This is a genomic window from Salifodinibacter halophilus (assembly GCA_012999515.1).
Classification (GTDB): domain Bacteria; phylum Pseudomonadota; class Gammaproteobacteria; order Nevskiales; family Salinisphaeraceae; genus Salifodinibacter; species Salifodinibacter halophilus.
In genome coordinates, this window is the sequence record JABEEB010000184.1 from 1 (window position 1) to 280 (window position 280).

Consider the following 280-nt stretch of genomic DNA (forward strand, 5'->3'; position numbering starts at 1 on the left):
CCTGCGCATGCAGGCGCCGACCTCGGTGACCGAGGCGATGAAGTCGGTGCCCGGCTTCTGGGTCGAGGCCAGCGGCGGCGAAGCCAGCGGCAACACCCGCGCGCGCGGCATCCCGGTCGACGGTTTCGGCTCGGTGACGTTGCTGGAAGACGGCATCCCGGTGCAGCACGACCCGGCGCTGGGCTATCTCAACGGCGATCAGGCCTTTCGTCTGGACGAAACCATCGAGCGGGTGGAAGTGGTGCGCGGCGGCCCGTCGTCGGTGTTCTATTCCAACGCC

Annotated in this window: 1 protein-coding gene; it reads left to right on the forward strand. The window is 68.9% G+C overall.

What is annotated here, in order from left to right:
• On the forward strand, positions 1-280 hold a 280-nt coding region (locus tag HKX41_11235; protein NNC24704.1), incomplete at both ends, for a Plug domain-containing protein.